Below are 6,268 nucleotides of genomic sequence, written 5' to 3' on the forward strand. Positions count from 1 at the left end.
GGCCGCCCTGGGCAGAGGGTGCCGGTAAGGGGCTGTCCGCGGAGGCTACCGGCCGGTACCGTCTTGCCGGTCGGGCCCCTCGCCCGGCGACGATCAGCCGACCGGTCGGGTGGGCGGCAGACGCGGAGTGGCATGACGCAGACGACGGGCAGCGACACCAGCCGGTTCCGGCTGGGTGCGGCCGGTGCCGCCGTCACCCTCGCCACCCTGGTGACCAACGCCCTGGCCTATGTCGTCCCGGTGCTGGGCGCCCGCCGGCTCAGCGCCGCCGATCTGGGGGCCCTGGCCACCGTCCTGGCGCTGGGTGCCATCGCGGCGGTACCCGGCTTCGGGCTCCAGATCGCGGTCGCCGCGCACCGGGCCCGCTCAGGTGGCGGCGGTGCCGGACCACTCGGGCTGCGTACCGCCGCGCTGACCGGGGCGGTCACCCTGGCCGCGGTACCCCTGTTGACCGTCCTCCTCCGGCTGCCGGTCCCGTTGACCCTGCTGCTGGCCGCCACCACCTTCACCACCGTGCTGGCCGGTCGGTGGCTGGGTGAGTTGCAGGGTGATCAGCGTTTCCTCCGGCTCGCCGTAGCCATGGCCGTGGTGGCCACCGGCCGGTACGGCGGCCTGGTCCTCGGTCTCCTGCTCGGCGCCGGGCCGGTCACCTGCCTGCTGTTGGCGGCGGTCACCGGGCTGCTGGCCCTGCCGATCCTGGCCCGCCTGGCCACCCCACCGAGCGCCACCACCGCCGTACCACCCACGGTGCCACCCCCGCCGCGAGCCGACGAACCCGCCGCCGCCCTGTTGCGAGCCGCCGAGACGCGGCGCACGACGGACCTCGCGCCGCGTGGGCTGGGGGCCCGGCAGGTGGCCACCGCTTGCACCGCCACTCTGGCGATGCTCACCATCTCGTACGCCGACCTGATCCTCGCCCGCCAACTGCTGCCCGCCGCCGAATCCGGCGCGTACGCGGTCGGTTCGGTACTCACCAAGGGTGCGCTGTGGGCGCCTCAGGTGGTCACCCTGCTGGTGCTGCCCCGACTGGCCCGGGGCGACCGCCGTGCCCGCCTGGCCGCGCTGGGTCTGATCATGGCTTGTGGGGTGGCCCTCGTCGCCGCCGCCACCATCGGCGGCGAGTTGGCCTTCCGGCTGGCCGGCGGCGCCGACTACCTGCACCTGGCCGACACGGCACCGTTCTTCGCCGCCACCGGGGCCCTGTACGCGGTGGTGTTCATGCTGGTCAACGAGAGGGTGGCGACCGGCGCCCGGTGGCCGGCCGCACCCCTGTGGGTGGCCACCCTGGGCCTGGCCGCCGCGGCCGCCCTCATCGCGCCCCGTACCCTCACCGGAGTCCTGTCCTGCGCGCTGGCCGCCGCCGCCGTCACCGCCACGGCGATGGCCTGGCAGGTCTTCCGGCCCAGCCGGGTGACCGACTCGACCACCGGCAGCCGGTCCTCCGTCAGGACAGGCGAAGCAGGCCGCCCGGAGACTACGCAGCGTGAGCGCCCTGCTGCCGGTAGGCGGTAAACCCGTGTCGATGGCGACTCCCAGCGCGCTGAGACCCCCGGCACCCCGTCGGGTTGGCTACCGTAGTTGCCTCCGGGGTGAAGGTTCCACCCACGGCCATTTCCGAAGAGGTAGCTGTGACCCTGTACGGCGAGAACCGTCCGCCCGCTGACGACGACCGGCCCACGGTCCAGGTGACAGCGGTCAGTTGGCCTGTCGAGGAACCGGAGCGTCCCGCCCCGGTGGCACCGCAGGGCGGCGGCGTGAAGCGTTCCCGTCGGTTCCGGATCCTGCTCGCCACCGGGATCGCCACCACCGTGCTGGCCTCGGTCGGCGTCGTGGCCGCCTGGGCGTACGTCGGTGAGGTCCCGCGCGGCACCACCGTGCTCGGCACCGAACTCGGCGGGCGCAGCCGCGCGGACGCGGCCCGGGACCTACAGGCCCACCTGGACCGGCGGGCCGCCGAACTGGCCGCCCCGATCGAGGTACGAGTGGGCGAACGCACGGCGCAGATCAACCCGGCCGAGGTAGGCCTGACGGTCGACGTGGAAGCCACCGTGGCCGCCGCGGCGGCGGCCCAGGCGCACGCCGTGGACCGCCTGGTCGGGTCCCGCGAGATCGAGCCGGTGGTCTCCGTCGACGTGCCGAAGCTGGAGACCGAGCTGCAGAAGCTCGTCGGTAAGCAGGGCCGGAAGATGACCATGCCGGCGATCACCTTCACCGGCACCACCCCGAAGGCACGGCACCCGAAGCCCAGCCTGACCATCGACCCCGAGCACTCGGCGCAGGTGGTCAAGGAGGGCTGGCTCAACGGGCAGCCGGTGAACGTGCCGCTGGTGGAGAACCACCCGATCACCTCCGCCGAGGAGGTGGACCGCCTGGTCGAGGAGTTGGCCAAGCCGGCGGTCTCGGCGCCGGTCAAGGTGACCACCGATCGGGGCACGGTGACCATCCCGCCGCAGGCGATCGCCAAGAGTCTCCGGTTCAAGGCCGACAAGGCCGGCAAGCTGACCCCCAGCGTGGACGCCAAGAAGCTGCGGTCCGCCCTCGGCGACCGGCTCGACAAGGTCGAGGTGGCACCGAAGAACGCCACCATGACCATCTCCGGGGGCAAGCCGAAGGTGGTCGACGGGCGCTCCGGCAAGCAGGTGGACCTGGGCGCCCTCCGCGAGGACCTGCTGGCCGTCCTACCCCGCACCGATGGTCGTACGCTCCCCGCCGAGCTCAAGCCGGTCACCCCGAAGGTCACCGCGGAGAAGATCGCCGGCCTGGGGATCAAGGAGAAGGTCTCCTCCTTCACCACCTACTTCACCGGTGGGCTGTCCTCGCCGCGTAGCCAGAACATCGTGACGATCGCCAAGCACGTCGACGGCACAGTGGTCCTGCCCGGCGAAACCTTCTCGCTCAACGGCCACACCGGGGAGCGGGGCTACGCCCAGGGCTACCGGGACGCCCCGGTGATCCTCGACGGCAAACTGGTGCCCGGGGTCGGCGGCGGCACCTCCCAGTTCACCACCACGCTGTTCAACGCGACGTACTACGCCGGCCTCGAGGACGTCGAGCACAAACCGCACTCGTACTACTTCAGCCGCTACCCGGCCGTCATCGAGTCCACGATCTTCTGGCCCAACCTCGACTTCAAGTTCCGCAACAACACCGAGTACGGGGTACTGATCGACACCTCGTACACCGGCAACTCGGTCACCGTGTCGATCTGGAGCACGAAGATCTGGGACAGCGTCAAGACGGAGTACGGCCCCCGACGCAACATCACCTCACCGCGGACCGTCTACCTGGATCCGGGGCCCACCTGCATCCCGGCCAATGGCAGCCAGGGCTTCACTCAGGACGCCTTCCGGGTCATCAAGAAGGACGGCAAGGTCGTCAAGCGGGAGAAGTTCACCTGGACCTACGACGCGGAACCCCGCTTCATCTGCGCCAGGGAACCCGCCTGACCAGGCCCCTTGCGGGACGGTGAGGGCCCGAATCGGCGGCTTTCACCATACGTCTCCTCGGCCTTGCCGTACTCGTCACTGTCCGCGTTGGCGGGGTCCCCACCACGGCAGCAGCGGGGGAAGGTCGGCAAGCGGTCGGCGGGGAGGTTTCGGCGGCTGCGACCCGCCGTCGTCGCCGTCCCAGCGCCGGCCATACTGGTCGGGCAAGTCACCCCAGCCGAAGTACGGCATCGGCTCGGCAGGCAGACCGCCGAGCGTCTCGAGCGGGTCGATGCGGGACTCGGCGACCGTGCACAGGTGCGCCCAGTCGTCACCGAAGTCGAACAGGTACGCGAACTGCTCGCCGCCGCCCAGCCGACTCATCTTGGTCCGGTCGCTGTCGATGCTGCCCTCGGGCGCTTCGCCATCCCACAACTCAAGCGGTGTGACCTGGGTCTGGTCGGCCAGCGTGAACATGTGCATGTGGGCCAGGTCCCAACGGGCGAACGCCAGGTCGATCGCCTCAGCCAGCTGAGCGAAGGTGTGGGACCGGCCTGCGGCGAAGACCCTGCCAGGTCGAGGCCACAGGTCGAGGCCACGACCGGAGATCAGCTCAACCCGGATGGACAGCCAGGTACGCGCCACCGCTCACCCTTTCATCGAATACGGCCCCACTCCGCCTGGAAGGCTACGCAACGTCACCGACACCGACCACAGCCGGGTCAGCGGCCGGGTGAGTTCAGCCTCACCTACACCAGGGCACCCGAAGTCGTATGCCGACAAGCGCCTGCGGGTCAGGCCCTTTGCTCTGCTTCAACCCGCGCACCGGTTTTCCTTGCCGGTTGTTGCGCGGGTTGAAGCAGAGCGAAGGAGGGTGTCCCTATAGGTTCGTCATGGCTCGAACCTCACCACTGGTCGTCGAGTCTGCCTCCGAGGTCAGAGGTCTCCGGTCCCCCGAACCGTCAAATCGTCGGTTCGCCGTCGGTCATGCGATGAACTGGAAGATCTTGCCGCTCCCCAGCTGCTGTGGGTGCCGGTGAAGCGATGGACGCCGACGGAGAACAGCACGTCGTCGGGAGCGGTGAACGCCTCTTCGGCGAACCCTGCTTCGGCCAGCCATCCTCGGACAGCCGGTGTCAGGTCGGGTGCTCGTCGTGTCCTGGTCCAGATAACCGTGGCGTCGGCCGCGCAGAGCTGCGGCAATGCCTGAATGGTGGTGTGTACATCGGCGTCGCTGATGTTGCCCAGAACGCCAGCCATGATGACCAGGTCCGCAGGCACCGCCTGCCGGTATGAGGCGAGGTCACCGGCGTCGGCCTGTGCAACGGTCACCGTATCGTGGCCCTCGGCCATTGCCCGGGCTGCGACGACGTTGCGCGGTTCGTACTCGATCAGGGTGGCGCTGACTCGCCTCGCATCGGGGCGTGACGCCAGCACGGCCAGGATGTCGTGGCCTTGGCCGGCGCACATGCTGACCACGGAGACCGGTCCGCCGGGTCGCTCATCGAGCCAGGCGGCGATGTGCTGCTGGACCAGCCTCAGCCGGCGTGCCAGGGGCGAGCCGGGATCGGTGTACGGGCCATGCCAGGCGTACCAGTCCTTGCCGTCCTTCATGGACGCCGAGTTTGCCAGTGTCACTGCGCAGCGGCGGCCGCGGACATGCCGCGCATGGGAAGGCATTGCCGGGGGCGGCAGAGCTGTCCCCGGACTGGCACCAGGAGGCAGCTGGGTGGGGAAACGTATGAGGGCCACCCCCTAGGGGGTGGCCCTCATATCGAAGTGTGTCCGGCGGTGTCCTACTCTCCCACACCCTCCCGAGTGCAGTACCATCGGCGCTGGAGGGCTTAGCTTCCGGGTTCGGAATGTAACCGGGCGTTTCCCCTCCGCCATGACCGCCGTAACCTTATCAACATATCAAACAACACCACACCAACAGTGTGTCGGGGTGTTTGTTTGTTTGTCGTGAGTTGCACAGTGGACGCGAGCAGAATCTTTGTGAGCAAGTCCTCGGCCTATTAGTACCGGTCAACTGAACCCGTTACCGGGCTTACATTTCCGGCCTATCAACCCAGTCGTCTAGCTGGGGGCCTTACCCACCCCGAAGGGTGGTGGGATACCTCATCTTGAAGCAGGCTTCCCGCTTAGATGCTTTCAGCGGTTATCCCTTCCGAACGTAGCTAACCAGCCGTGCCCCTGGCGGGACAACTGGCACACCAGAGGTTCGTCCGTCCCGGTCCTCTCGTACTAGGGACAGCCCTTCTCAAGTATCCTACGCGCACGGCGGATAGGGACCGAACTGTCTCACGACGTTCTAAACCCAGCTCGCGTACCGCTTTAATGGGCGAACAGCCCAACCCTTGGGACCTGCTACAGCCCCAGGATGCGACGAGCCGACATCGAGGTGCCAAACCATCCCGTCGATATGGACTCTTGGGGAAGATCAGCCTGTTATCCCCGGGGTACCTTTTATCCGTTGAGCGACACCGCTTCCACTCGCAAGTGCCGGATCACTAGTCCCGACTTTCGTCCCTGCTCGACCCGTCAGTCTCACAGTCAAGCTCCCTTGTGTACTTGCACTCAACACCTGATTGCCAACCAGGCTGAGGGAACCTTTGGGCGCCTCCGTTACCTTTTAGGAGGCAACCGCCCCAGTTAAACTACCCACCAGACACTGTCCCTGAACCGGATAACGGTCCGAAGTTAGATACCCGAATCAACCAGAGTGGTATTTCAAGATTGCCTCCACGCATACTGGCGTATGCGCTTCACCGGCTCCCACCTATCCTACACAAGCTAACTCAGATACCAATGTCAAGCTATAGTAAAGGTCCCGGGGTCTTTCC

General features: G+C 67.8%; 4 protein-coding genes and 2 rRNA genes (1 of these 6 cut by a window edge). 2 read left to right on the forward strand and 4 right to left on the reverse strand.

The features are described from left to right. Positions 1 to 132: 132 nt before the first annotated feature. Positions 133 to 1,512: a polysaccharide biosynthesis protein gene (locus tag ACGFIK_RS26495; protein ID WP_327023669.1), complete on the forward strand. Its 1,380-nt coding sequence runs from the start codon at positions 133 to 135 to the stop codon at positions 1,510 to 1,512. A gap of 116 nt (positions 1,513 to 1,628) precedes the next feature. Beyond that, positions 1,629 to 3,446, forward strand: coding sequence for a VanW family protein (locus tag ACGFIK_RS26500; RefSeq protein ID WP_327023668.1), 1,818 nt, complete (start codon positions 1,629 to 1,631; stop codon positions 3,444 to 3,446). Positions 3,447 to 3,521: 75 nt separating this feature from the next. Here ACGFIK_RS26500 and ACGFIK_RS26505 read toward each other — a convergent pair whose 3' ends face one another. The 4 genes from ACGFIK_RS26505 to ACGFIK_RS26520 form a co-directional block, all read right to left on the reverse strand. Further along, positions 3,522 to 4,070, reverse strand: a complete 549-nt coding sequence (locus tag ACGFIK_RS26505; protein ID WP_327023667.1) for a hypothetical protein — start codon at positions 4,068 to 4,070, stop codon at positions 3,522 to 3,524. A gap of 291 nt (positions 4,071 to 4,361) precedes the next feature. Beyond that, positions 4,362 to 5,039, reverse strand: a complete 678-nt coding sequence (locus tag ACGFIK_RS26510) for a class I SAM-dependent methyltransferase family protein (protein WP_327023666.1) — start codon at positions 5,037 to 5,039, stop codon at positions 4,362 to 4,364. 169 nt (positions 5,040 to 5,208) lie between these two features. Beyond that, a 5S ribosomal RNA gene (gene rrf, locus ACGFIK_RS26515) occupies positions 5,209 to 5,325 on the reverse strand. A 95-nt stretch (positions 5,326 to 5,420) separates the two neighbouring features. Next, positions 5,421 to 6,268: ribosomal RNA gene (locus ACGFIK_RS26520) — 23S ribosomal RNA — on the reverse strand (it continues 2,460 nt past the right edge of the window).

It is taken from the genome of Micromonospora sp. NPDC048871 (assembly GCF_043198155.1).
GTDB lineage: Bacteria > Actinomycetota > Actinomycetes > Mycobacteriales > Micromonosporaceae > Micromonospora.

Coding starts and splice junctions, on each gene's coding strand:
- ACGFIK_RS26495 (WP_327023669.1), top strand. CDS start 133: ATGACGCAGACGACGGGCAGCGACACCAGCCGGTTCCGGCTGGGTGCG.
- ACGFIK_RS26510 (WP_327023666.1), bottom strand. CDS start 5,039: ATGAAGGACGGCAAGGACTGGTACGCCTGGCATGGCCCGTACACCGAT.